This is a genomic window from Desulfosporosinus fructosivorans (assembly GCF_004766045.1).
Lineage (GTDB): Bacteria > Bacillota > Desulfitobacteriia > Desulfitobacteriales > Desulfitobacteriaceae > Desulfosporosinus > Desulfosporosinus fructosivorans.
Genome location: NZ_SPQQ01000005.1, coordinates 20483 through 45252, shown reverse-complemented (window position 1 = coordinate 45252; position 24770 = coordinate 20483). Strand labels below are relative to the sequence as shown.

General features: G+C 45.4%; 22 protein-coding genes, 2 pseudogenes and 1 other annotated feature. Of the genes and pseudogenes, 20 read left to right on the top strand and 4 right to left on the bottom strand.

Annotation, left to right across the window (positions count from 1 at the left end; all coding sequences use genetic code 11):
- Window positions 1-154: 154 nt before the first annotated feature.
- Both E4K67_RS14755 and E4K67_RS14750 read right to left on the bottom strand, forming a co-directional pair.
- A complete protein-coding gene (locus E4K67_RS14755; RefSeq protein ID WP_135548031.1) occupies window positions 155-382 on the bottom strand; it encodes a LexA family protein in 228 nt (75 codons plus the stop codon).
- A gap of 26 nt (window positions 383-408) precedes the next feature.
- Window positions 409-645, bottom strand: a complete 237-nt coding sequence (locus tag E4K67_RS14750; protein ID WP_073030641.1) for a DUF2442 domain-containing protein — start codon at window positions 643-645, stop codon at window positions 409-411.
- A 734-nt stretch (window positions 646-1379) separates the two neighbouring features.
- On the opposite strand from E4K67_RS14750, the gene E4K67_RS14740 reads away from it, so the two are divergent.
- A complete protein-coding gene (locus E4K67_RS14740; protein WP_135548029.1) occupies window positions 1380-1925 on the top strand; it encodes a hypothetical protein in 546 nt (181 codons plus the stop codon).
- A gap of 253 nt (window positions 1926-2178) precedes the next feature.
- Here E4K67_RS14740 and E4K67_RS14735 read toward each other — a convergent pair whose 3' ends face one another.
- The gene (locus tag E4K67_RS14735; protein ID WP_274594882.1) at window positions 2179-2502 is read right to left on the bottom strand and encodes an FAD-binding protein; all 324 of its coding nucleotides are present in this window, start codon (window positions 2500-2502) and stop codon (window positions 2179-2181) included.
- 247 nt (window positions 2503-2749) lie between these two features.
- Between E4K67_RS14735 and E4K67_RS30665 the strand changes: the two are divergent.
- Together E4K67_RS30665 and E4K67_RS14725 are read left to right on the top strand one after the other, a co-directional pair.
- A pseudogene (locus tag E4K67_RS30665) lies at window positions 2750-2893 on the top strand (DUF3102 domain-containing protein); the annotation flags it as partial.
- Window positions 2894-3193: 300 nt separating this feature from the next.
- Window positions 3194-3388 (top strand): hypothetical protein, encoded by a 195-nt coding sequence (locus E4K67_RS14725; protein WP_135548027.1) that lies wholly within the window; start codon window positions 3194-3196, stop codon window positions 3386-3388.
- 433 nt (window positions 3389-3821) lie between these two features.
- Here E4K67_RS14725 and E4K67_RS14715 read toward each other — a convergent pair whose 3' ends face one another.
- Window positions 3822-4709 carry a LysR family transcriptional regulator gene (locus E4K67_RS14715; RefSeq protein WP_135548023.1) on the bottom strand — a complete coding sequence of 296 codons (888 nt, stop codon included), beginning with the start codon at window positions 4707-4709 and terminating at the stop codon, window positions 3822-3824.
- A gap of 256 nt (window positions 4710-4965) precedes the next feature.
- Here E4K67_RS14715 and E4K67_RS14710 point away from each other — a divergent pair, with 256 nt between their 5' ends.
- The 17 genes and pseudogenes from E4K67_RS14710 to E4K67_RS14625 all read left to right on the top strand — a co-directional run bounded on the left by E4K67_RS14710 (window position 4966) and on the right by E4K67_RS14625 (window position 24507).
- Window positions 4966-5880 carry a phosphate/phosphite/phosphonate ABC transporter substrate-binding protein gene (locus E4K67_RS14710; RefSeq protein ID WP_135548021.1) on the top strand — a complete coding sequence of 305 codons (915 nt, stop codon included), beginning with the start codon at window positions 4966-4968 and terminating at the stop codon, window positions 5878-5880.
- Window positions 5877-6683, top strand: a complete 807-nt coding sequence (phnC, locus tag E4K67_RS14705; RefSeq protein ID WP_135548019.1) for a phosphonate ABC transporter ATP-binding protein — start codon at window positions 5877-5879, stop codon at window positions 6681-6683. The genes E4K67_RS14710 and phnC overlap by 4 nt, the downstream gene beginning before the upstream one ends.
- 1 nt (window position 6684) lies before the next feature.
- Window positions 6685-7464, top strand: coding sequence for a phosphonate ABC transporter, permease protein PhnE (gene phnE / locus E4K67_RS14700; RefSeq protein ID WP_135548017.1), 780 nt, complete (start codon window positions 6685-6687; stop codon window positions 7462-7464).
- Between the two features lie 24 nt (window positions 7465-7488).
- A complete protein-coding gene (locus tag E4K67_RS14695; RefSeq protein WP_135548015.1) occupies window positions 7489-8607 on the top strand; it encodes an alkaline phosphatase family protein in 1119 nt (372 codons plus the stop codon).
- Between the two features lie 95 nt (window positions 8608-8702).
- Window positions 8703-9039, top strand: a binding site (T-box leader).
- A 40-nt stretch (window positions 9040-9079) separates the two neighbouring features.
- Window positions 9080-9291 (top strand): annotated as a pseudogene (locus E4K67_RS14690) (2-isopropylmalate synthase); the annotation flags it as partial.
- A 473-nt stretch (window positions 9292-9764) separates the two neighbouring features.
- Entirely contained in the window at window positions 9765-10808 is a 1044-nt protein-coding gene (locus tag E4K67_RS14685; protein ID WP_476728670.1) for a diguanylate cyclase domain-containing protein, read from the top strand.
- An 869-nt stretch (window positions 10809-11677) separates the two neighbouring features.
- Window positions 11678-11989 (top strand): cupin domain-containing protein, encoded by a 312-nt coding sequence (locus E4K67_RS14675; protein WP_135548011.1) that lies wholly within the window; start codon window positions 11678-11680, stop codon window positions 11987-11989.
- Between the two features lie 23 nt (window positions 11990-12012).
- Complete coding sequence (locus E4K67_RS14670; protein WP_135548009.1) at window positions 12013-13089, top strand: M24 family metallopeptidase; 1077 nt, start codon at window positions 12013-12015, stop codon at window positions 13087-13089.
- A gap of 256 nt (window positions 13090-13345) precedes the next feature.
- Window positions 13346-14989, top strand: a complete 1644-nt coding sequence (locus E4K67_RS14665; RefSeq protein ID WP_243454480.1) for an ABC transporter substrate-binding protein — start codon at window positions 13346-13348, stop codon at window positions 14987-14989.
- 260 nt (window positions 14990-15249) lie between these two features.
- Window positions 15250-16272: an ABC transporter permease gene (locus E4K67_RS14660; RefSeq protein WP_135548007.1), complete on the top strand. Its 1023-nt coding sequence runs from the start codon at window positions 15250-15252 to the stop codon at window positions 16270-16272.
- On the top strand, window positions 16272-17225 hold the full coding sequence (locus tag E4K67_RS14655) for an ABC transporter permease (protein WP_199242549.1): 954 nt from the start codon (window positions 16272-16274) through the stop codon (window positions 17223-17225). Before E4K67_RS14660 ends, E4K67_RS14655 begins: the two co-directional genes overlap by 1 nt.
- Window positions 17218-18207, top strand: a complete 990-nt coding sequence (locus E4K67_RS14650; protein WP_135548005.1) for an ABC transporter ATP-binding protein — start codon at window positions 17218-17220, stop codon at window positions 18205-18207. Before E4K67_RS14655 ends, E4K67_RS14650 begins: the two co-directional genes overlap by 8 nt.
- Before the next feature lie 11 nt (window positions 18208-18218).
- Window positions 18219-19220 carry an oligopeptide/dipeptide ABC transporter ATP-binding protein gene (locus tag E4K67_RS14645; RefSeq protein WP_135548003.1) on the top strand — a complete coding sequence of 334 codons (1002 nt, stop codon included), beginning with the start codon at window positions 18219-18221 and terminating at the stop codon, window positions 19218-19220.
- A gap of 7 nt (window positions 19221-19227) precedes the next feature.
- Complete coding sequence (locus E4K67_RS14640; RefSeq protein ID WP_135548001.1) at window positions 19228-20004, top strand: aspartate/glutamate racemase family protein; 777 nt, start codon at window positions 19228-19230, stop codon at window positions 20002-20004.
- 107 nt (window positions 20005-20111) lie between these two features.
- On the top strand, window positions 20112-20660 hold the full coding sequence (locus E4K67_RS14635) for a helix-turn-helix domain-containing protein (protein WP_135547999.1): 549 nt from the start codon (window positions 20112-20114) through the stop codon (window positions 20658-20660).
- 45 nt (window positions 20661-20705) lie between these two features.
- The gene (locus E4K67_RS14630; RefSeq protein ID WP_135547997.1) at window positions 20706-22748 is read left to right on the top strand and encodes a hydantoinase/oxoprolinase family protein; all 2043 of its coding nucleotides are present in this window, start codon (window positions 20706-20708) and stop codon (window positions 22746-22748) included.
- A 4-nt stretch (window positions 22749-22752) separates the two neighbouring features.
- Window positions 22753-24507 (top strand): hydantoinase B/oxoprolinase family protein, encoded by a 1755-nt coding sequence (locus tag E4K67_RS14625; RefSeq protein WP_135547995.1) that lies wholly within the window; start codon window positions 22753-22755, stop codon window positions 24505-24507.
- Window positions 24508-24770 lie beyond the last annotated feature (263 nt).

The window sequence follows — 24770 nt, the reverse complement described above, 5'->3', positions numbered from 1 at the left end:
GTTTTTGGGAACTCAAAAAACCCTGAAAGCAATGGGACAATATTTACCTAGTTCTTGCCTATTTAAATGTAAAACCATTAAGATCATAAAAAAACCGGCTGCGTGCCGGTTAGAACGCGGAAATATTTCCACAAATAGAACCAAAAATAAAGCCTTACTCGTTCGGCCCGTTAAACTCATAACGCATATTTTGCTTTGCCTCTTCGGCTGATATTACCCCTACCACTTTACCGAGAATTCTTATCTTAGCGAGATCACTAATTACGATATCCTTCATGGAACTATTGGCCGGTTTCAGCCTTACCTCAAAATCGAGCCGGTGAAATTTCTTGATCGTGACCTCACCATCAACTTTAACCAGGGCGATCTCCTTGTTCGACAATAATAGCGGCTATAAGCATTGACACTTTATGCATTTTTACTGTTATTATAGAGCTCATCGGGGCATATATCCTCGCCAGATGCCCATTCTAAAGTGATATCACTCACTTTAACAGTATTAAACATATGCTTATTTTTTAATTTCCGATAAAATGGCTCCTCAATTAGCTTTGACATATCATAAATCTTCGTCTCACCGTTATCAAAAAGCACTTGCAAGCTGAAGTTGTTCAATGGCTTAACTTCTTTTGGTCTTGGTACCATCTTAATCACTCCAAACCCTTAATGGTAAAATACTCCCCAGTCTTCTGAACGGACTTCCATAGTGCCTCAAGTACCTCCATATGGATTGTAGCCCAGGTAGCAATAAGCGGAAAAATAAGTGCTGCGAGATACCATTGATTCTGATGAAGACGAATAAGGCAATCTAAAGCAGTTATGACGATTGTAAGAGAAAGCAGGGGTAAAACAACGGACCTGTCTCATTGTTTCTCTACCCATAGATTGTATAATATGAAACGAGCACACATATGGGTAAGGCTGGAGGAAGACAACGTAAGAAGTAGGCAATACCTTGGAAGCCGACCTTCCGGTGAGCGACAAAGAGTAGCTGATTGATTACATATAGAATCACTAACTTGTCGGAAGGACTGAGTGAGCAATATCGGTTATCATTCAGAATTTGAAGAGCCAAAAGGATTTAGCCAACGTTGTTGAGCAACTGAAGTTGATTTGGGCGGTTTGATACGAGCAAAAACAGTCAGTTTCGGTGACCGCCGTTTCAAGTGGAATTAATATCATTCCCCTTCTTTAAATTATTTGGCATTAAATAATGGGCCCAGGGGGAATGTCAATAGGGAAGGAGCATTTCTAGAGTGAAAATTCAAGAAGTACGCAAAAGAATTAAAAAATATGGAGCTTTCACCTACCAGTGTAAGAATGGTATGATTGAAATATATGTAAATTTTCGAAAGTCTTGATTGTGAGGAGATGGTATTATGGGGCAGTACTTATATATTGGTTTGTGTTACAAAGTAAAGATTAGTCGCAAGCTTATAGCCGACCACAAAATATCAGAATCGGAACTCCTTCAGGGAATGACCAACATGTTGGATTGTATCCTTTATAGTAGACAAGATACAGAAAATGAATTGGTCTTTGTGCTCAACCATGAAGAGATAAAACAGAATCTAAGCGAGTTCTTAGCGAAGCAAATCCAATTTTTTAAACAATCCAAGTTTAACAGCGAGCATGCGCAGCGCACGTTAAATGCGATCGACAAGTGCGCAACAGCGGCAGAAATTCTTGAAATTGCAAACACTAAGAATGTACGCAATCTTCAAATCCTTGATCTTCCTGATTCTCTGAGAGTTGGCAGATGGAACAACTACCTAGAAATCCATATTTCATTACTGACGTTCGAGACCGTTGGGAAAATCTTTATGGAAGAGTATAAAGACTTTTTAACCTACCTTGTCAACTTGATTCGCTGCACTTCGGAAGGGAATCCTTTAGCAGGGGCTGTATATGCGACGATTAGTTGAAATTTTGTTCCTTTTTATGACACACGCTGCAATCAGCACTGGCTTCCCAGGTGAACGAGACAGCATACGGGTCTTTCGCAGGGATTTCCGGGGAGTGCCATTCGTGCCTGTGTTTTTGCCCGAGCTGTTGGCGGTGCTGGACGCACAGCCGAAGAGGAGGGCAGTCAGGGCAAGCAGCATGGCCAGAGTTATAACAACGGTGATCGCCTTGGTATCCGGTACTTTCTTCATAGATGTCTTTTTCATGAGGCTCCTACGCCTCACGTGCAATCGTCATGCCGGCAATGCGTCCAAAAACGATGGGCTCTGCCAGGCCGATGAGGTCCATGTTGCCCGCGCTCTCGCCGGCAGCATACAGGCCGAGGATGGGTGCGAGATCCCAGTCCACCACCTGTGCCTTGGGGTTGATGGTCACACCGCCGAGGGTGTTGTGCTTCTGGATACCCCATTTGACGGCGTGGAAGGGCGCGGTCGCGATCTTGGCGTCGAGGTGTCTCTTCTCAAAGTCTTCATCCTTGCCTTTGTCCACGAGCTCGTTATAGCGGGTCACTGAGGCCACCAAAGCATTGGCGGGCACTTTGATGGCGGCGGCCAACTAAGATAGCTAAAGCAACAGGTATGACGGAAGACGAAGTTAAAGTGCTAAAAGATTGAGACTACTGATCGAGGGAGGGGTCTGCTCCCTATAAGGGACCCTAGGAGCACCGGTGCCTGTCGAATCAGAAAAAGCTATCCCCTACACTATAGAAGTGTGGGGCAATTTTTTGTCTGCAATTCGCTTTTCTGCCAAAGGGGACGGACCTTGGTGCCTGACACCAACTTATTATGGAGAATGGGGCAAGTGGCTGGAGGAGTCGGTCGATTTCTCCCAGAGCAGGGCCAATAAACTGATGAGTATCTTCTAAGAGTACGGAGCCGGACAGCTTACCTCCTCAAATTCGGATTCGAATCCGAATTTGAACTACAGTGTTCGGGAATGCTCGAGGGAAGGCTTCCCTGCAGATATTCCACTTAGTAAACGGGTTCTGCTCATGAAAATATCTGGTTGACTCAAAAAGAATGGCTGAATTATTTGATTGTATGGTCGATATTTCCCTTCACCAAGAAGCCCGCAAATAAGGGGACAAACAGTCTGTTGCCCTCAATGCCAGCGCGCAAACGCGTTAGCATCGAGACAGAATTGTTTCAATATCAACATATCACCACTGGTGATGATATGTTGATATTGATGTACACAAAAATATTATAAACTGAGGCGGAATAATTGAATGAAAACGAAAAATGCGAAACAACATATTGCAGATGCAACGAATCAACTTTCAAATGCAAGAAAATGTTTGAATAATGGGCTCAGAAACTCAGAAAAACCTCCCGAAAATAAGCAACAAATTCAAGATACTCTCAATTCCGTAGAAGGAGCAATACAATCTGCCATCGCTACACTTACAAATTACAAGAATTAATTTGTAAGTTAAGGAGGAGCTTATGCTCCTCTTATCTATTTTCTGAAATCCTGAGAGTTGTTTGGAATACAATTGTGATGAAGAAGTCGGTGAAGGTTTAATTCACCCTTACTACCAGTATATGAATAAACAAGGTGCTTCGCATATGCGCGGAGGCACCTTGTTTTCGTTCAGATGGACTTCGAGTCGCAACCTCAGTAAGGAAGGTTTCTATAAAACGGCGCCTCAATTAGCTTTGACATATTATAAATCTTCGTCTCTCCGTTATCAAAAAGCACTTGCAAACTGAAGTTGTTCAATGGCTTAACTTCTTTTGGTCTTGGTACCATCTTAATCACTCCAAACTCTTAATGGTAAAATACTCTAGAATGAAGAGGGAAATCTACATAATGGGAAAAACAATCATTACTAGAGCTATCATTCTTTAGATACATTACTTGCATTTAAAATAGCTTTTGGCGAAGATGATAAAAGCCTGAGTTAGAGTATCCTCTGAGTAGTTCTTTGACATGACAATGCTGATAGGACGCTCGATAGGTATATCACTGACATTTATTATTTTAATCTTCCGATTATCGATTTCATCACTAAAAATATAACTGGAGATTAATGAAATACCGAGATTATTCATAACTGCTCTGCGAATGGCTTCTGTCTGGCTCATGACCAGACAATTTTTAGGATAGAAGCCATTCTGGTTACACCAGTTATCAAACTGCATTCGGGTGTTTGAACCTGGCTCACGAATAATAAAGCATTGTTTTTCCAATTCTTCTCTAGTTATTTGCTGGCAATTGCTAATGGGCATGTCTGAGGCCGCCGCCCAAATCAAAGTATCATAACCGATAACGATTGCCTTGAATTGGTTCGCATCGTAGGAAGATGCAATGATAGCAAGCTCAATCTTATTGTCAATCAAGTCCTGTATAGCGGAAGTGGTATTTGTAATATAAAAAGAGAGATGTACTCCTGGAAAACTCTCTTTGAAATTCTTAATCATTGAGTGGATGACATAGGTGCTGAAAGAACTGGCACCTATTCTCAAACTACCCGAAGTCAAACCTTTTAGTTCATTAATTGCTTGCAAACTTTCTTTATGTAAATTAAAAATGTCTCTTACGTAGTTACTAAAGACTGTCCCAGCAACAGTAAGAGTATATTTATGCCCGTTACGTTTGAAGAGGGGAATGTCTAAAAACTTTTCAAGCGATTGGATTCTTACGGTCATAGCGGGCTGACTTATATAGATTGCTTTGGCAGCTTTAGAGTATGTTCCATATTTCAATAGTGCCTCAAAGGCCTCTAATTGCTTATAATCCAAGAAAACGCCCGCCTTCCGTTCTCGATAGGGGAACTATATTATGACATTATCCTAGCATTATATTTCTAGTAATTCAATGTTTCTACAATAAATAGAAAAACAAGCACTTATAAATAGAAGGTATTAATAATATTAATACTTTCTATCTATAAGTAGTATATGATTAATCATTAATTAACACCCCTATAATCTAAAGAAAATATAACTTTGATATAATTATTGATGTAAGCAAATAGAATTTTAGGAGGTATTTAGATTGAGTAAGTTCGGTATTTTGAAAAAACTAGTATTAGTAGTATTAAGTCTATCCATATTGGTGACAGGATGTGGACAATCGCAAAGTGCGATTAAAGAACAGACAAAGTCAACTGAGGCAATTAAGAAAATTCGTATTGGTCTTTCTCCGGATGAAGATTCTGCTGCCGTTCTTCTAAAGTATCAGCAATTCGTTAGTTACTTGAGCAAAAAAACAGGCTTGCAAGTTGAACCGTTTGTGGGAGCTGATTACACAGCGGTTGTTGAGGCACTTAACTCAGGGCAGCTGGATGTAGCATGGTTTGGACCCTCTGAATATGTACTTGCCACCGATGTTGTGAAAAGTGGGGTAGAGGCTTTTGCTTCTGCTGTTCAAGCAGAAGGAACTGTTCCATATCGGAGCATTTTTATCACAAGAACCGACTCTCAAATTAACGGCCTGGCTGACATGAGCGGAAAAAGCATTGCATTTACAGATCCCGCATCAACATCGGGTCATATTTTCGGAAGATATTCGCTTGTTCAGCAAGGATATAAACCGGATGAGTATTTTAAACAACTCATCTATTCTGGCAGCCATGATGCATGTCTTTTGGCAGTCAAAAACAAACAAGTCGATGTAGCCGTGATTTCAAGTAGAAAACTTCCAGGATTTATCAAGAGCGGTATAGTTGCCGAGAATGAAATTAAGACTGTATTTGAGTCTGTGGAGATCCCTGAAGATCCCATTACCTACCGGAAAGATCTTCCCCAGGACGTAAAGGATAAGCTGAAGGCTGCATTTTTCGATAGCACTGGTGAATTGGCAACAAGCTTAGAAGGTACCGGTTTTGCTAAATTTAACAGTGCTGATGACAAATCATATGATTTGGTCAGAAAAGCATTTGAGGTTTCGGGGTTGAAACCGAAATTATGATAAAACAAGAGAGTGCAATCTCGTTTAAGAACGTATACCAGACTTATAAAGGCACCAATGAAGCTATTTTGAAGGGCGTAGACCTGACAATTCCGAAATCCGATTTCTGTATCATATTAGGAAAAAGCGGCATGGGCAAATCCACCCTGTTAAGGTGTATTAATGGTTTGGTTCTACCGTATGCCGGTACTCTTTCTGTATGTGGTATTCTTCTTAAAAAAGATAACGCCACAATGCGTAAAATAAGGAGAAAAACAGCCATGATTTTTCAAGAGTATAATTTGGTCAACAGATTGACTGCGTTGGAAAATGTGATCTGCGGAATGCTTCCAGAAATGCCTTTTCATAGAGCCATGCTCGGAATATTTACCGATGAGGAAAAGGCCAGGGCATTATCACTACTTAAAGAAGTGGGCCTTGAAGAGTTCGGAAATCAACGGGCAGACAAGTTAAGCGGTGGTCAGAAACAGAGGGTTGGCATTGCCCGCGCGTTGGCGCAAAACCCGCAGATTATTTTAGCAGACGAACCTATAGCAAGCTTGGACCCGGTGACTGCAGGCGGTATTTTGGAACTACTTAAGAAAATCAATCAAAAAGAAGGAATTACTGTGTTAATTAGCCTACATCAAATTGATCTGGCCAAAGCTTATGGAGATCGAATTATTGCCCTATTGGACGGAAAGATAGAGATCGACCGAAAGCATGGCCAACTTACTAAGGGTGATATTGACAGGATTTACAATAGTCAAGGAGATCACTACGGTAACCTAAGCCAAAATACAATGAATGGCACTGTGGGGTAGCATGAACACATTCAGCAAAAATTTGGCATGGATTCTTAAGAGTTTGCTAGTATTGCTTATTCTAGCTTTGTTGGGGTATAGCTACAATGATATATCGATAAGCCCAGTTAAGTTCGTTGAGGGTATTCCCAACCTTATCCATTTTTTCATTAAGTTGTTTCCTCCCGATTTAACGATTCTGCCTCGATTGTTTAAAGCCATTCTAGTCACAGTTGAGGTTGCAGTCTGGGGAACTATAATGGCTGCCGTCATCAGCTTGGTTCTTTCAATTGGAGCAGCAAGGAATTTATTTGGTTCCAATTATGTTGTTTACTCAATCTCTCGAATATTGTTAAGTATTCTTCGCTCTCTGCCAGATATGATATGGGCGCTGATCTTTGTGGCGGCGGTAGGCTTAGGCACATTCCCTGGGGTTTTGGCCTTGACCGTGTACTCATGTGGTGAGCTTGGAAAGCTTTATGCAGAAGCCATTGAGAATATTGAACCTGGTCCAAGAGAAGCTCTGGAATCAACCGGATCTGGAATATTCAAGACGATCAGATGGTCGATTGTACCACAGATTATGCCTGAAATTATCACTTACAGTTTATACAGGCTAGAATCTAATGTCAGACATGCTTTTATTCTCGGTATGGTGGGTGCAGGTGGAATAGGCTTTGAACTGATGGTTGCCATGCGTCTGTTCAAATATCAAGATGTTTCCACAATCCTTATAATAATTATCATTACAGTAGCCTGTATTGATACTATATCTTCAAAAATTAGGTCGAGAATTATTTAATTATTAACGAAAGTAGGGAAATTAATGTCTAAAAAAATATTAATCATAGTAATTGATGGCTGTTCAAGCCATTATATTACTGAAAAGAACACGCCGAATTTATATAAATTAGGGAAAAAGGGTTTTTACTCAAAAATACAATCAGCGATACCCTCGGTAACCAATGTTAACCATGCAACGATCTTATCGGGAAGTTTCCCCGATGAGCATGGTGTTGTCGGGAATTACTATTATGATAGACTAACAGGTCAAGAAGGCTTTATCGAATCGTCACACCATATGAAAAAAGATTCGATCATTAATATCTATCATAAAAAGGGTAAGAGTACTGCACTGCTTACCGTTAAGGGAAAGGTATTAGAGGTTTTTGGTGCCAATGCCGGGATTGGTATTAATCTTCAAAACCCAGATAAAGGCTTGATGGAGAGGCTGGGACTGGAAACGCCGCCTGATGTTGCTTCATTAGATACCTATGATTGGATTTTTAAAGCCTGTTACCAGGTTATTGTCACAGAAGATCCGGACCTAGTGTATTGTACAACCAATGACTATATGATGCATAACTACGCGCCGGAATCAAAAGAAGCCGAAACGGTAATGCAAACCATTGACCAATGGGTTGGCCGTATCTATGAATTGGACGAAACGAGAGAGATATATATTACGGCCGACCACGGTATGAATCAAAAAAGCAGACTTGTCGATATGCAAAAAAAACTAGATCAGGCAGGGTTTAACACATATTGTCTTCTGCCATTAAAGGATCGATATTTAGAAAATCACCGCTACCAGGAGGGCGGAGCTGTGTATATTCATCTCCTAGCAGATGGACAAATGTCTAAAGTGATGGATTATTTAAGTATATGTAATTTTATTGATTGCTTCTATGATAAGGAGACTGCTGCCAATCAATTCAACCTACCGGTGGAAGGTATCGGTGATATTTTAGTTCTTTCTAACAAGGAATCGGCTTTTGCAGAGTTAAAACAAGATGAATTATTCGTAGATACCAGGACTCATGGATCCCTTTATGAAAGGGAAATCCCCCTAATCGCGGTGAATGCAAGAAGACCTGCCGATCAGTATCAAGCTAACAAGGATATTGTGAATTATATTTTAGAGGATATCGAACTTGGTGCCTGAGAAACAAGTTATCAACTAATTGTTTAGAGCTATTGCATATTAGTATAATTAACACTTGACAATAGCCAAAAGTAGTATGAAATATTTAAAAAGCTAAAATTGCGATGAGAGGGAATAGTACAGCCCTGTTTCTATTTTAGAGAGCTGCGTTTGGTGTGAGGCAGTAATGGAAAAGGCTTGGAACTCTTCCTCGAGTAGCCGACCGAAATTGTAAAATAGTAGGCTCGGACGGAGCTTCCACCGTTATAAGGAAGGAGATATCGGAACTTCGATGCTAACTGTTCATTTTTTAGTTCGATCAAGATCAAATGGTTTTTTTTTCGGTCGAATCTAGAACTTCGTACATCGAATAACTCCCGTATCTGCAGAGAAGACAGCAATTATTTAGCTGTCAACTTGAGTAGTACCGCGAACTGACCCTTCGTCTCAATCAGAGACGAAGGGTTTATTTATTTTTAAGGAGGAAAAGTTGATGCGCAAATTATATGTCTTTGATACCACCCTCAGAGATGGGAGCAATCCTTGGGGATATCCCTGAATGTCAAAGAAAAATTAGAGATTGGCCATCAGTTGGTGAAGCTCGGTGTAGATATTATCGAAGCAGGTTTTCCGGCTTCTTCACCTGGGGACATGGAATCCGTTAAAACTATTGCTAAGGAAGTTAAAGGTGCGATTATCTGTGGCTTTAACGCTTTCGATAAGAGACTTTAATGAAGAATACCAGAGATTGGCGATGTCCGAGCAGTACCTCTATCTTCCAGAGACACTTCTTTCAGGAATTTGTCAGTGGGTATGCTCCAGGTGAACTGGAGCATACCCTACCCAGAGAACAGCAGGTTAATGAAGGCACATATCTATTTAAAGTCTCTTTGAGTCGGGGGGGATGGCGAAAATTCGAAATGTCGGCTAAATCGGTGAGGCAAATCCTGAGGAATTATATAAGGCATTTGAATACAGCCCCTCGGAAGGCTTTTACTGCCTTTTAGAACATGGTATAATCTTACAAAGGCAAGGTGTAAATTGAACTATTTTGCACATAAGAGTGAGAATTCGAGGTATTTATGGTAACGCTAAAAACGATGGATTCAAGCCTCATTTCTTTTATTATTTTAATTTTTATATATGCCAATGTATATAATCGGTCAGAAAAGATATTTATGCACAATAAACTTTTTATATACATGATCCAGGCCAATATGGTTTTAATTATTGTTGACATTTTGGCTTGGGTATTCAATGGCTTGCCGGGTACTCTGAATCTGATATCTAATGCTGGCTTCAATCTCCTGCTCTATATCCTAGTACCGGTAGCACCCTCGTTATGGGTGATTTATGCCCATTTCCATATTTTTCGGGATGAGAAGCGAATTAAAAAAGTGACGCGTGTTTTGATGGTTTTTATAGCTGTCAACGCTGTGATAGCTGTGATGAGTCTTTCCACAGGTTGGTTTTTTAGTGTTGATGCACAAAACATCTATCACAGAGGAGAATATTTTTGGGTCCATGTGGGTTACTGTTATTTGCTGCTGGTCTATTCCTTTTTTTACGTTCTCATCAACCGGAGGTTAATTGAAAAAAGGTATTATTATTCACTACTGTTATATTTTATTCCTCAGACTATAGGATCTTCGATTCAGATGCTCTTTTATGGAGTAACTTATAATTGGACAGGCATGATGTTGTCTCTTTTAATAATATATTTTAACATCCAACATCGTGGCTTAAATACAGATTATCTCACTGGGGTCTATAACCGAAGACAGATGGATGGATATATCAATGGGAAAATTCGAAATAGTTCGGACGGAAAGTCTTTTTCAGCTATTCTGATTGACTTAAATGATTTCAAGTCAATCAATGACAAGTTTGGTCATGAAACTGGAGATGAAGCTTTAAAGGATGCGGTTAGTATCCTAAGAAAAAGCCTGCGTCTCAATGATTTTATTGCGAGGTTTGGTGGAGATGAATTTGTTGTCATCATGGACATCAATAATAGGGAGATGCTTGAGCAGGCAGTTAAACGAATAACCAATAACATTGAAGAATTTAATAAGAGCAGCTTAAAGCCCTATAAGATCAGTTTTTCGATGGGATTTGATATCTATGATTATAATTCTCAATTGAAGTTAGATGATTTTTTTAATCACATAGATATACTTATGTATAATAATAAAAAATCTAGAGATTCCTTATTAACCTAGAGAAGGGATCTTTTTTTATTATGTAAGAAAGAGCATTACTGAGAGACCTCAAATTCGTCTTCCAGCCCAGATATTCTATTGTTGATAGGCTGTTTACTTCTGAAAGTTGTTTTGTTCATGTTTGGGAATGAAAAAAGACCCCCAGTGCAGGGATCTTACTAATTATCGTGAATATGTTCGATTTTACTCAACAAGATATCAAAATCCGTTACGTGCATTTTCCCAATAACATCTTCTTTCTTAACCGAACCCATAAGTTCTTGCCGCGTAACGTGTATCAATTTAAAACCAAGACCTCATGAAGGTTTTGAAAACCCTGATCTTCGCCTTCTTGAATCATAATTATGGCGGGTCTTCTCTTGGATTCCTCTGGTGTATCGTCGAACCCAACATCAAAATAAAAAATATCGTCTAAACTAAACCAAGGCATTTGAAACCTTTTATTCTTCCTCGTTGTCCATATCATATCACTTCCAAAAACTGTTACAATACTATATGGCTAGTTTTGCCAACTTAGAAGGGGATAGTCATATGGTTGTAAAATAATGTGAATTATTAGCAACTTAAGGGAATGTTCAATAAACTCTCGAGAAATGACGATCTGGAAAATCAAAGAAAGGGCATCTCGATGGAATTAATTGTGTTGTTAGCATTGGCAGAGATATAATAAATGCAAAGGTGCTTTGTGAAATATTTAATTAATAAACGGACAACACTATTGTCATTTTGGTGGAACTCATAGAGGGAAAAGGAAAGGATTGTGATAAAGCTTATGAAATACTAAAATTATCAGCTGAGAAAGTTTTCGGTAGGAAATTGGCACGTGTGGGAAGTTAGGCAAAAACTGATGAAGAAAGCTGGTATGGACTATGATTTTGACAGAGTTGAAAAATCCAGGCAATAATGTATTTTTTGATGGGACTAATTCACCCAATCCCAAGGTGTCTTTTGGTCATATTGTTTTCCAGCCCGGAGACAGGATCCCCAAAGAAGGCTATGGGATCCATGCCCAGGATGAATACTCATTTGTGATCAGAGGGACTGCGCACAGTGTCGTCAAGGGAGTTGAGCAGACTCTTTCCGCAGGTATGGCGGCGTTTATCCCTGCCGGTGAAGAACATTTCACCTATAATGACGGAAAAGAGCCATTTGAAGTTGTCTATGCTCTTGTGGAAAGATAGTCTGTTATAAGGAGGGCACTACTATGAATAAAAAAAGATTAGATTCCGTACTGACTGAAATGAGAATGAATGGTATACCCCAGATGCTTGTAACCGATCCTCTGGCAATCTTTTATTTAACCGGCAGCTATATAGAACCCGGTGAGCGTTTTTTGGGAGTTTACCTTAATAATGAAGGAAACTACAAACTATTTATCAACCAATTATTTGTCGTACCTGAGGAATTGGACATCGATAAACTATGGTATTCGGATACCGACGACTGCATGCGTATGGTCAGTGATTTCACCGATCACACGTTACCCTTGGGTGTGGATAAAATGCTGCAGGCCAGATTTTTGCTGCCTCTTATGGAGCAGAAGGCAGGAACCGCATATATAAATGGATCGAAATGCCTGGACACGGCCAGAGCCAGGAAAGATGAGGAGGAGCAAGCCAGGATGCGGCGGGCGTCTCAGCTTAACGATGAAGCCATGACCCGCCTTCAGAGACGCATCCGTGAGGACGTCAGCGAAAAGGAGTTGGCGGAAGAGCTTGTCGGTATTTACCGGGAGCTCGGCGCCGATGGCCTTTCCTTTGAGCCCATTATCGCCTTCGGCGGCAATGGGGCCGAAGGACATCATGCCACAGACGGAACCAGATTGAAAGAAGGGGATTGCATTGTTGTCGACATCGGTTGCAAAAAAGACGGGTACTGCGCTGATATGACCAGAACCTTCTTTTTTAAAAAGACAGAAGATCAGTACCGGAAGATTTACGAGACGGTTCTGCGCGCCAATGAAGCTGCTGAGGCGCTAATCCGGCCGGGCATCCGGTTTTGCGACTTGGACGCCGCTGCCCGGGATGTGATCGGACAAGCGGGCTATGGCGAATACTTTACCCACCGGCTGGGCCACAGCATCGGGCTTGAGGTGCATGAAGCCGGTGATGTATCCTCGGCAAATTTTAATATTGTTCAACCGGGTATGACATTTTCCATCGAGCCGGGCATATACCTGCCTGGTGAAGTGGGTGTGCGCATCGAGGATCTGGTTCTGGTCAAGGAAAACGGCTGTGAGGTGTTAAATCAGTTTACGAAACAATTGCTGATTGTGGAATGAGAAAGTTTATTAATGTGAGAAATTTTCACTAATAGCATAATTTTTAGCGAAAATTTCATTGACATGGAAAAGTTATGTGTTATATAATAAATATAAGTTAAAGAGCGTTGACCCACAATACTGGGTATCGAAGGTATCGAGTGCAAAAATAAAACAAAGGCGTTTTATAGGAATATAAGATGTCTTTGTTTTTTTATAAAAACTAGGGTGTTTTATCAAGTTTCCAACCAGGAAAACAAAGAAAGGAGATTTTCGTGTGAAAAAGAGAACAATTTCGGCAGTACTTTCAATTTTCATGATCCTGACTCTTCTTACGGGCTGTGGAGGTAAGGCAGCCGCACCGTCGACATCGACCGGTCAGCCGGCTTCCGGCGGAGAAAAAATTATCCGTATTTCCCAGTCTCCGGGAGGCAAAATCGATCCGGGAATCATCACAGACTACACTTCCTGCGTGGCAGTCGTCAATATGTATGATTCCCTTGTGTATCCCGACCTGGATAACAAAATCGTACCTTCTGTGGCCAAGGAATGGAAGGTAAGCCCTGACGGCCTGGAATGGACTTTCACCTTAAACAAGGGGATAAAGTTTCATGACGGCTCGGAACTCCAGGCCAGTGATGTTGTATTCAGCGCCAATCGACTGATGACAATCGGTGAAGGCTTTGCCTACCTTTTCAAGGATTATCTGGCCAAGACGGAAGCTGGGGATGACTATACGGTAAAATTCACACTGTCCAAACCCTTTGCTCCGTTCCTGTCCATACTTCCCAGGTTGTATATATTGAATGAGGACTTGGTGAAGTCTCATCAAGCGCAAGGCTCCTACGGTGAATTCGGCGATTACGGCAAAGCCTACCTCGCAGAGAACGACGCGGGAAGCGGCGCCTATATCTGTTCTGCAATGAAGGTACAGGACAGGATCGTCCTGAAAAAATTCAACGACTATTTCGGCACGTTTGAAACCAATGCGCCTGATAGCGTTGAGATCATCATGAATACCGAACCTGCTACTATTCGGACTATGATGGCCAACAAACAATTGGATATCAGCGACCAATGGCAGACCAACGAGGCCTATTCTGCCCTTGACGGTATCGATGGAGTAAACCTGGGCAGCTACTCCAACGGATCAATATTCTATCTTATGCTGAATACCAAAAAGGCTCCCACAGACGACGTGCATATCCGTCGGGCGCTGGCCTACCTGATTGATTACGCTCAGGTAACCAAATCATTGTTCCCCGGCTATGTAAAGGCCGATTCCGTCGTACCGAAAGGCGTACTGGGCTATACGGAGGAATACAACTATGACTTCAACCTGGAGAAGGCCAAAGAGGAATTGAAACAGTCAAAATACGCTAATGCTCTGGCTTCTACAGCTGTCGAGGTTGACTGGATTGCCGACGTGCCGGATGAAGAAAAACTGGCCTTGCTCATTCAGGCTACCGCTCAGCAGATCGGTTTAAAAGTCAATGTCGTGAAGGTTCCCTGGGCGACCCATGTAGACAATGTGGCCAGGATTGAATCAACTGCGAATGCGACGACCACCTTCGTATCCAGCGACTACAGTGAAGCAGGCGCCATGCTTTATCAGCGCTTCCATTCTGATACGGCCTCTACCTGGCAGCAAACGGAATGGCTGAAGGACCCTGCAGTGGACGCGAAGATAAAGAGTGCGCTGACGACTACCGACGAGACGGCCCGGGTGGCTATCTATAAGGAACTGCAGAAGGAAGCTTATGACAACTGTTGGGGAATACCGGTTGCCGAGCAGGCTGAAAAGCATGCTTACTATGATTACATCAAATTCCCTGCCATGGAAAGAGCGGTGGCAGCTAAACCTGTAGCAATGGCCATGGGTTATAACTTCCTGTTCCGTACATTTGCCGTAAACAAATAACCAAGAAGGTCGGGCGGCTTCTCCCACATCCGAACACTTTCGCATTCCGAGGCTGGACCATGCGCTTTCGCGGGAGCTTCGCCAGACCTCTGGGTAATACCTGAGGTGAACCGGTGGCTCCGCTTCCCCGCGAAAGCTGCGTGGGCTGTAACGCCTCTTCATGAATTCGTTCACTCCTGTGGGAGAAGCTGCCTTTGGGGTCTACCCGGTCAAGTTTTTATCGTTCCCAGGAAATACCTCAGAGGAAAAGTGGGATAAGTATGAATTTCAAGAAATTTATTTTAAATAGGCTGCTCTTATCCATTGTGGTCATATTTGGCCTTTCCATCGTTATTTTCTGTATTGCGCGCATCGTGCCCGGAGACCCTGCTCGGATGGCGCTCGGCGCTACGGCTACGGCGCACGCTTTGGAAACCTTCCGCGTAGAGAATCATTTAAACGAACCGTTGCCCATGCAGTACGTCTATTGGATCAAAGGTGTTTTAACCGGTGATTTCGGCATATCCACCATGACCAAAAGGCCTGTGATCCAGGATATGATCGAGTTTCTGCCGGCTACTCTGGAAGTTGTCATCTTAGCGGCGGTATTTCTGGTATTGGGCTCCATATTTTTGGGAAGGCTGGCGGCTAAGCACAGGGATACCGTCTTGGATGCGGCAATCCGCGTATTTTCATATGCCGGAGTCGCAATTCCAGGCTTCGTACTTGCAGTGCTGCTGCTTTTGCTGTTCGGTTATGTTTGGCCGATCATTCCCGTACTGGGCCGTTTGAGCCATGGAATTGTGGCGCCGCCCAGAATTACGGGAATGTACACGCTAGATAGCCTTATGAACGGTAATTTGGCCACCTTCTGGGATGCCTTCCTGCATATCCTGACACCTGCCCTGGCGCTTTGTGCCGGTGGTATGTTCCAGGAAGCTCGCCTGGTCAGGAACGCCATGACGGAAAACATGGGTAAGGACTACCTGGCCGCCATGGAGGGCTACGGTGTTCCTAAAAGGCTGATCATGAACAAATACCTTTTTAAGCCTTCACTCATACCGGCCGTGTCCTGCATGGGTATGGACATAGCCGCACTGATGAGCAACGCTTTCCTGATCGAAGTGATTTTCGGCTGGCCCGGAATTTCCAAATACGGTATGAACGCCATGCTGGCCAAGGATTTAAATGCCATCTCCGGCGTGATCCTAATTTTCGGTACGATATTTGTCGTTATTAACATCATCGTTGACATTATCGTTGCCTATCTGGATCCAAGGATACGGTTGGGGGGCGGAAAGTGATGATTAAGAACAGAGACGCGGAGATCAAGAAAGCCCTGGCTTATGAGGCGAAACGCAAAGAAGAGCGTCCGGTGACCAGCGATTTTCAAAAGCGTCTGGAAAACCTTAAAAAGGCAGGGCACAAGTTTTTCAGAAACAAGCTGTCAGGAGTTGGCCTGGCGGTGGTCCTCCTGATCATTCTTTCCGCTATTTTTGCCAAATATATAACACCCTATCCGGCCCATGCCGGCGCCTATGTGGATTTCGCCCATTCCAACAAGCCTCCTTCGGCTCAGTTCCTGCTGGGAACAGATAATATGGGGCGCGATATTCTGACCCGCATTATCTTTTCCTTCCGGGGAGCTTTATACATGGCGGTGATTGTTCTGGCCATTGCGGTACCTATAGGCGTATCCTTGGGGATATTGGGCGGCTACCTCAAAGGTACCATTGTAGATACGCTCATTATGCGCATTACGGATGTTTTCCTTTCGGTGCCTGCTCTGCTGCTGGCTCTGGCCGTTGCCTCGGTGCTCAAACCCAACCTGACCAACGCCATGATGGCAGTGACCTTAATGTGGTGGCCCTGGTATACCCGGCTGGTCTACGGCATGGCGACATCCTGCCGAAATGAAAACTTCGTCATTTCAGCAGGTCTGATCGGAGCCAGCAAAGCCCATATTATTTTCAAGGAGATACTGCCCAACTGTCTCTCGGCAGTTTTCACCAAGATGGCTCTGGATGTGGGCTGGGTTATCCTGATCGGCGCTACCTTGAGCTATGTGGGACTCGGCGAACAGCCGCCCACGCCCTCCCTGGGACAGATGGTTTCAGACGGCGCGCGGTATCTGCCGGATTCCTGGTGGATGACGGTATTTCCGTCCATCGCCATCATCATTATTATCCTGGGCTTCAATTTTATGGGTGATGGTATCGGCGATATGCTGTCAAAAGGAGATGGCAAAGATGCATGACGATCATGAAGCGGACAAAACCATTCTGGAAATAAAAAACCTCAAGCTCTGGTACAAGGTCTACAAAGGGTACTCCAAAGTGCTGGACGGAGTGAACCTTACTGTCCGCAAGGGAGAAAAGGTAGGCATTGTGGGAGAAGCCGGCTGCGGCAAGACTACCACGGTCAAAAGTATCTTGGGCATTATTCCGGAAAACCGCTATGTCATACCCGAGGGGCAGATCGTCTATAAAGGTCGGGATGTCTTGGAGATGTCCGAGCGGGAATTGAACGGAATACGCAGAGGCGAAATATCCATGATCTACCAGGAACCTGCGGCGGCCCTCAACCCAGTCTTTACCATAGGACAGCAGATGATGGACGTTGTCCGCTATTCCTCTCAGGGCAAGGATAAAACTAAGAAAGAACAAAAAGAGATGGTGCTGCGGGCTATTAACGATGTCTTTATTCCCGATGTGGAACGCATCTTCGGTTTCTATCCGAGCCAGCTTTCCGGCGGAATGAAGCAGCGTATCTGCATTGCTATGGCTATCATGACCCAGCGCGACCTGATGATTGCCGACGAGCCGGGTACGGCGCTTGATGTAACCATTCAGGATCAGGTGCACAGGACATTGAACGAATTGGTGGAAAAAAGGAACATGTCGCTGATCATGATCACCCATTCTCTGGGAGTGGCCAGAGAGCTGACGGACAGCATCAATGTGATGTACGCGGGCAGCATGGTGGAGTCCGCCAAGACAAAGGAGATGTTCCGGCGGACGCTCCATCCCTATACCATAGGGCTGATGGCGGCTGTTCCGCGGCTGTCCGGAGGAGGAATACAATCCGGTATTTACGGTTCCATTCCGGACTATCTCTATCCACCGCCAGGATGCCGTTTTGCGCCGCGCTGCCGGCGGGCCACCGGGGAGTGCAGGGAGCAGAAGCCGCCGGTCATTGACACGGGCGACGGGCATTTAGTTGCCTGCTGGCATATCTAGGAGGGAAAAAAATGTCGGATACGATTTTGAGCATCCAAAATCTCAAGCAATACTTCAATATTGGTAAAAAAGACGGCAAGCCCGTCTATGTCAAAGCGGTCGACGATGTATCCATCGATATCCGCCAGGGCGAAGTGATAGGATTGGTAGGGGAAAGCGGCTCGGGGAAGAGCACCATTGCCTATTCGGTGATCGGCATGTACGAACCCAGCGGAGGCAGGATACTGTTCCAAGGGCAGGATCTGAATCTTAAGGGCCAAAAAAGAACCTTGGCTATGAAAAAGGACATGCAGATCATTTTCCAGGACCCGGGCTCTTCCCTGAACGCGCATCAGACGATCAAAGAGATTCTGGAACTGCCGCTCAAGGTGCATAAGATCTGCAAGACCAAGACGGAAAGAGAGCAACGTGTGCGGGAACTGCTGAATATGGTGGAACTTCCGGAAAATTATATGTTCAAGACCCCGGATTCAATCGGAGGCGGCGAAAAGCAAATGGTGGCCATTGCCCGGGCGCTGGCTACCGAGCCGAAGTTCATCATTCTGGACGAACCCACCTCGGCCCTGGATGTGTCCATCCAGGCCAAGATCATCAGCATGCTTTTGAAGCTGCAAAAAGAAAAGAACCTGACCTATTTGTTCATAACCCATGATTTGAGCCTGATGCGCAATATCGCTACCAGCGTAGGTATCTTGTACCTGGGTAAGATTGCCGAAGTGGCACGGACGGAGGAGTTTTTTCAGCGGCCCGAACATCCCTACACGCAAATGCTGATTTCTTCCCTGCCGGTGATCTCGGATGAAGAAGAGCTGCTCAAGCCCCAAAAGGTGAAATCCACCGGTGAAATACCTTCGCCGGTCAATATACCGCCAGGATGCAGCTTCCACTTGCGTTGTCCTTATGTCATGGATATCTGCAAGGCTGAAGATCCTGTTATGTCTTATCTGGATGAGAGTCACAGTCTGCGTTGTCACCTCTATAGTTTAAAAAACTCTCAAGATGCGGGGAGGTAGGCGGGCAATGAACAATAAGCTGCTGCTTATCAATCCGGTGGGGCATGACGCCTGGGATCGGGAGATCAAAGATTATCTGGAGCCCTATAAGGAAGAAGGCACCCAGTTGGATGTGGTCAGCCTGAAACCGGGCCTGCCGCAGCATCTGGAATATCATTATTATGAAGCACTGATTGCTGCAGAGCTTTTGCACACGATCAAAAAGGCGGAGCAAGACGGCTATGACGGCTGTATCATCGGCTGTTACTACGATCCGTTTTTGAAAGAAGCGCGGGAAATCTGCGAGCAGATGGTGGTTACAGCGCCGGCTGAGGCGGCCATGCATATCGCAACAACCCTGGGTTCTACCTTTTCCACCATTGTTGTACGCAGGAAATGTATTCCCGATATGCGCGACAATGTGTTCCATCACGGTTACACGAACAAGCTGGCCTCCTTCCGCAGTCTGGAAATCGGCGTGCATGAACTGCAGAAAGATCCGGACTATACGAAACAACGCCTGCGTGAGGAAATCCGTGTTGCCATTGAGGAGGATGGTGCCGAAGCCATATTGTTGGGCTGCACCATCCAGTTGGGTTTCTTCCGTACCCTGCAAGAGGAGTTTGGAGTTCCCATCATCGACGCCAATATTGCCCCTTTAAAATACGCTGAATTTTTATGTGGCTTAAAGAAAAAAGCAGGCTGGTATTTCAGTAAAAAGGCCCTCTATGAGACGCCGCAGCGGGAGGAAATCAAACAATGGGGAATTGAGAAAGCTTGCGGGGTTTCGGGTTTGTGGGATTGATCAAATTAATACTATTGGTTTAGTAGATGTCCATTTGCCTCGGTGTTACAAGCCTGGGGGATTGATCATTCAAATTATACCAAAAGTGAAGTGGAGCGTTGTAACACTTGGAAAAGGAAATTTATATGAGAATCAAAGAAATTCGCAAACAAAAAGGGATGACTCTTAAAGATTTAAGTGAAAAGACCAATTTATCCATTAGCTTTCTTTCTCAGATGGAGCGCGGGAAATCGGCCATCACCATGGTTTCCCTGAAAAAAATCGCGGAAGTCATGGAATTGCCTATGAAGGAGCTGTTTTCAGAACCTGATGTCAAAGAAGAATTTGTTCGCAACAGCCGTGCCCACCTTCTTTTGGGTATGCAGCGCAATTATGAGGAATTCAGCGTGCTTAGCGGAAGATTCGAAGGCCGGAAGCTTGACGGCTTTCATTTGAAAATGGTGCCCCATTTTGTGGATATGGAAGAGACTTCCCATGAGGGAGAGGAAATTTTTCTGGTGCTTAAGGGAAGGGCGACGGCCATCGTGGACGGCATAGAATACACGGCCGACGAAGGAGAAACCATCCATTTTCCCTCAACCCGCCCTCACAAAATTGTCAACAATGAAGATACGGAATTGGAAATGTTTTCAGTGATTATTCCGTCCATATTTTGAAAGCAACTAAAGGCAGTAGGTTAATAAAAGGAGGGAAAAAATCAGATGAGAGTAGCAACCGATATTGGAGGGACGTTTACTGATATCGTCTATATAGAGGCAGATGGTACGGTGCGTTTCAATAAAAGCCATACTACGCCGCCCAATTTTGAGCAGGGCGTTGTCCATGTCATTGAGAAATGCCCCATTGATCCGCAGGCCATTCAGGATCTGACCCACGGGACCACGGTGGTCATCAATGCCCTTACTGAGCGCAAGGGTGCCAAAACAGGGCTGATTACCACCAAGGGTTTTAGGGATATCCTGGAAATTGGACGCGGCAACCGGCCGGATTTATTCAATTTTAATTTCCAAAAACCGGAATCCTTTGTTCCCCGCTACTTAAGGCTCGAAGTGGAGGAACGCATGGATTACCAGGGCAATGAGCTTGTTCCGCTCAAAGAAGATGATGTGAAAAAATGCCTGGAAGTTTTCCAAAAGGAAGGGGTGGAAGCCATTGCCGTGGTTTACCTGCATTCCTATGTGAATGCGGTCCATGAGATTCGGACCGAAGAGCTGATTGCCGAACTGTGGCCGGAGGTGGAGGTAACCGCGTCCTACTCCGTATCCAAGGAATGGCGTGAATATGAAAGAAGCACAACGACGGTGCTTAACTCCTATGTCAAACCCACGGCCAAAAAATATATCGACAGACTGTACGGGATGCTGGAGAAAATGGAGATCCGTTGTCCCAAATATATTATGCAGAGCAACGGTGGGACCACCACCTTTGAAAAGGCCAAGGAACTGCCCATTAACATGGTGGAATCCGGCCCGGTGGCCGGGGTATTCGGCGCGGCAATGCTGGGGAAAATGCTGGGAGAGGATAAGATCATCGCTTTCGATATCGGCGGCACTACAGCCAAATGCTCGCTGGTGGACGGCGGCGAGGTCAAGACCACGACGGAATATAAAATCGAAAAAACCGGACGCTTTCCCGGCTATCCGCTGCGGATTCCGGTGGTAGATATTGTGGAAATCGGCAACGGAGGAGGATCGATCGCCTGGATCGACAATACCAATTCACTGCGCGTAGGCCCCCAGTCCGCAGGCGCTCTGCCCGGACCGGTAGCCTATCAGAAAGGCGGCAGCGAGCCGACGACCACCGACGCCAATCTGGTCGTGGGTCGGCTTTCCAAGAAAAACTTTGATATGGAAGTGGATTTGGACCAGGTGCGCGCCGTGATCCAGGAAAAGGTAGGTACTCCCTACGGACTGGATGCTGAGGAGGCGGCCATGGGCATTATCCGGGTGGCTAACTCCAACATGCTCAACGCTCTCAAGCTGGTGTCGGTGCGCAAAGGCTATGATCCGCGGGAATTCGCCCTAGTGGCATTCGGCGGCGGAGGCCCCATGCATGCGGCCTCCCTGGCCCGGGAACTGAACATCAAAAAGGTCATCATCCCCTTGGCGGCTTCAGCCTTTTCGGCTTGGGGGATGCTGATGACTGATCTGCGCTCCGACGATATCCAGACCTACAACGCCCGGCTGATTGACCCGGATTATGAGGCAGTCAAGGCCAAATGGCGGAAACTGGAGGAAAAGGCTTACCGGGACAACGCCGAAAAGGGCGTGGCCAGAGAAAATATCTATTTTGTCCATTATCTTGATATGCGCTACATTGGGCAGGACCATACGGTGAAGGTGCGTGTGCCCGCTGAGGATATGAACCCGGAAAACCTCGGGAGCTTCATCGAAGCCTTCCACAAGGAGCATGAGCTCAATTACTCCTTCCGGCTGGATGACAGTGGCGTGGAGATTGTCAACCTGCACCTGGCTTCCTTTGGACGGGTAGAAAAGGTACCTATTAAAACCTTAGAAGCAAAACCCTATACCCTGGATGAAGCGGTGCTGGAAATACGTCCGGTTATTTTTGAAGGAACCGGCAAGATTGATACCGTTATCTATGCGCGGGAGAAGCTGTCGCCGGGCATGCAGGTAGCCGGTCCGGCCATCATCGAAGAGGTGAGCGCCTCTACTGTGATCGAACCGGGAATGACGGCCAAGATCGACGATTTCGGCGATATCATGATTGAAACGGGGGTGTGATCATATGTCAGAGCAAAAAATAGAGGTGGTCGCAGATCTGATTACCTTGGATATTATTAAGGATTCCCTGCAAGCCATTGGCGAAGAAATGTTCTATTCGGTAGCGAGAACCTCCCAAAGCCCCATTATTTACGAGGTCCTGGATTTTGCTTCCGGGCTGACGGATGAGCAAGGACGTCTGCTGACCCAGGGGAACGGCGTGGCAGGTTTTTTGGGCATGCTTTCCTCCATGGTTAAAGAGGTTATTGAAAAATATACCTCCAAGGGCAAGCTTAAGGAGGGCGACATCATTATCATCAACGACCCTTACGGGGGCGGCGGTTCGCACCTTCAGGATGTTGGTCTGGTTATTCCCGTCTATATTGACGGAGAGATTTTTTGCTACTGCGCCAACAAATGCCACTGGTCGGAGATGGGCGGCAAGGACCCCGGCTATTCCGTGGATTCCAATGAGATCTATCAGGAAGGGCTCCAGCTTCCCTGCATCAAGCTCTTCAACGAAGGGGTCATCAGCGAGGCTATTATTGATATTATTCGCAGCAACGTCCGTTTGCCGGACATGTCCATCGGCGATATGTGGGCTCAGATTTCCGGGCTGCGCACAGGAGAAAAGCGCATCCGGGAGCTTTGTGCCAAATATGGCAAGCAGACGGTCAAGAATGCCATTGAGCGCCTGCTGAAAAACAGCGCGGAATACTCCCGCAGCAGGGTAGCCGCCATTCCGGACGGCGTCTACACAGCCGACGGCTTTATGGACAGGGATGTGCTGGGAAACGGACCTTTTCATATCCAGACGGTCGTGACCATCAAGGGCGACCGGATGATTGTGGATTTCACGGGCAGCGCGCCCCAGACCTCCGGCCCCATCAATTTAAGCCGTACCGGTTTGATATCGGCTATGCGCAGTATTTTCTTGGCCTGCACCGGTCCCGAACAGGATATCAATGACGGTGTCTTCGAGCCGCTGGAGATTATTGCGGAGAAAGGCAGCATCTTCAGCGCCCAAAGACCCGCGGCGGTATCCTGCTATTATGAATCCATGCAGTTTGCCCTGGATTTGGTTTGGCAGGCTATGGCCCCGGTGGTGGAAAAAGGCAGGCTGACCGCGGGACATTTCCTCACGGTTGGCGCCTATTCACTCTCAGGTAGACATTCCGTAACAGGGGATCCCTTTGTGGATGTCGGACCAACCCTGGGCGGCTGGGGCGCCGGCGTTGACCGGGACGGCGACAGCGCTCAGTTCTGCACCGGCGACGGCGAGACCTACAATATCCCCGCCGAAGTGCTGGAGGCCAAGTTTGGCTATCGGGTCACGGAATACAGCCTGAACACCAACAGTGCGGGTGCAGGGGAGTACAAGGGAGGCTATGGCATTATCCTCGGTCATCAGGCCTTGAACGATAACGTCTATTTTTCAGGAACCTACGGACGGTTTGATTATCCGGCCTGGGGCTACAAAGGAGGACAGGACGGTTCGCCCAACGGCTTCGATTTCATCCGCAGGGACGGCACCTATGAGCCGCAGGCCGGCACGGGATCGAAAATCCTGTTGCACAAAGGGGATATCGTCCGGATGGTCACCGGCTCCGGTGGTGGCTATGGCAATCCCTTGAAGCGTCCGGGAAAAAAGGTTGCCCTGGATGTGAAAAACGGCTATATCACCGTTAAAGACGCAGAGGAGATTTACGGGGTATTGGTCGATGAGACGGGCAATACCGTGTTGGGCATCACCGAGGCGAGAAAGGCCTTGGCCGTTTAGCGGCCGACTCTCCATGGGTCGCTTGGGTCGGGCAGCTTCCCGCGCATCCGTTTACTCAGCCTTGAGGCTCGCCCACGACCTCTCTCCTTGTTTTCTCTTCCTCGAAGATTACCCCAAGTTTACTTGACAAGTTAAGAAGGTACATCTAGTGATCCTTCTTATAATAAACAGTGGAACGAATGCTCAAACAACCCTAGGTAACAAAATAATCTGAAATCAAGCAAGAATTCCCTTTATTGCCTATTGACAATAAAGGGAATTCT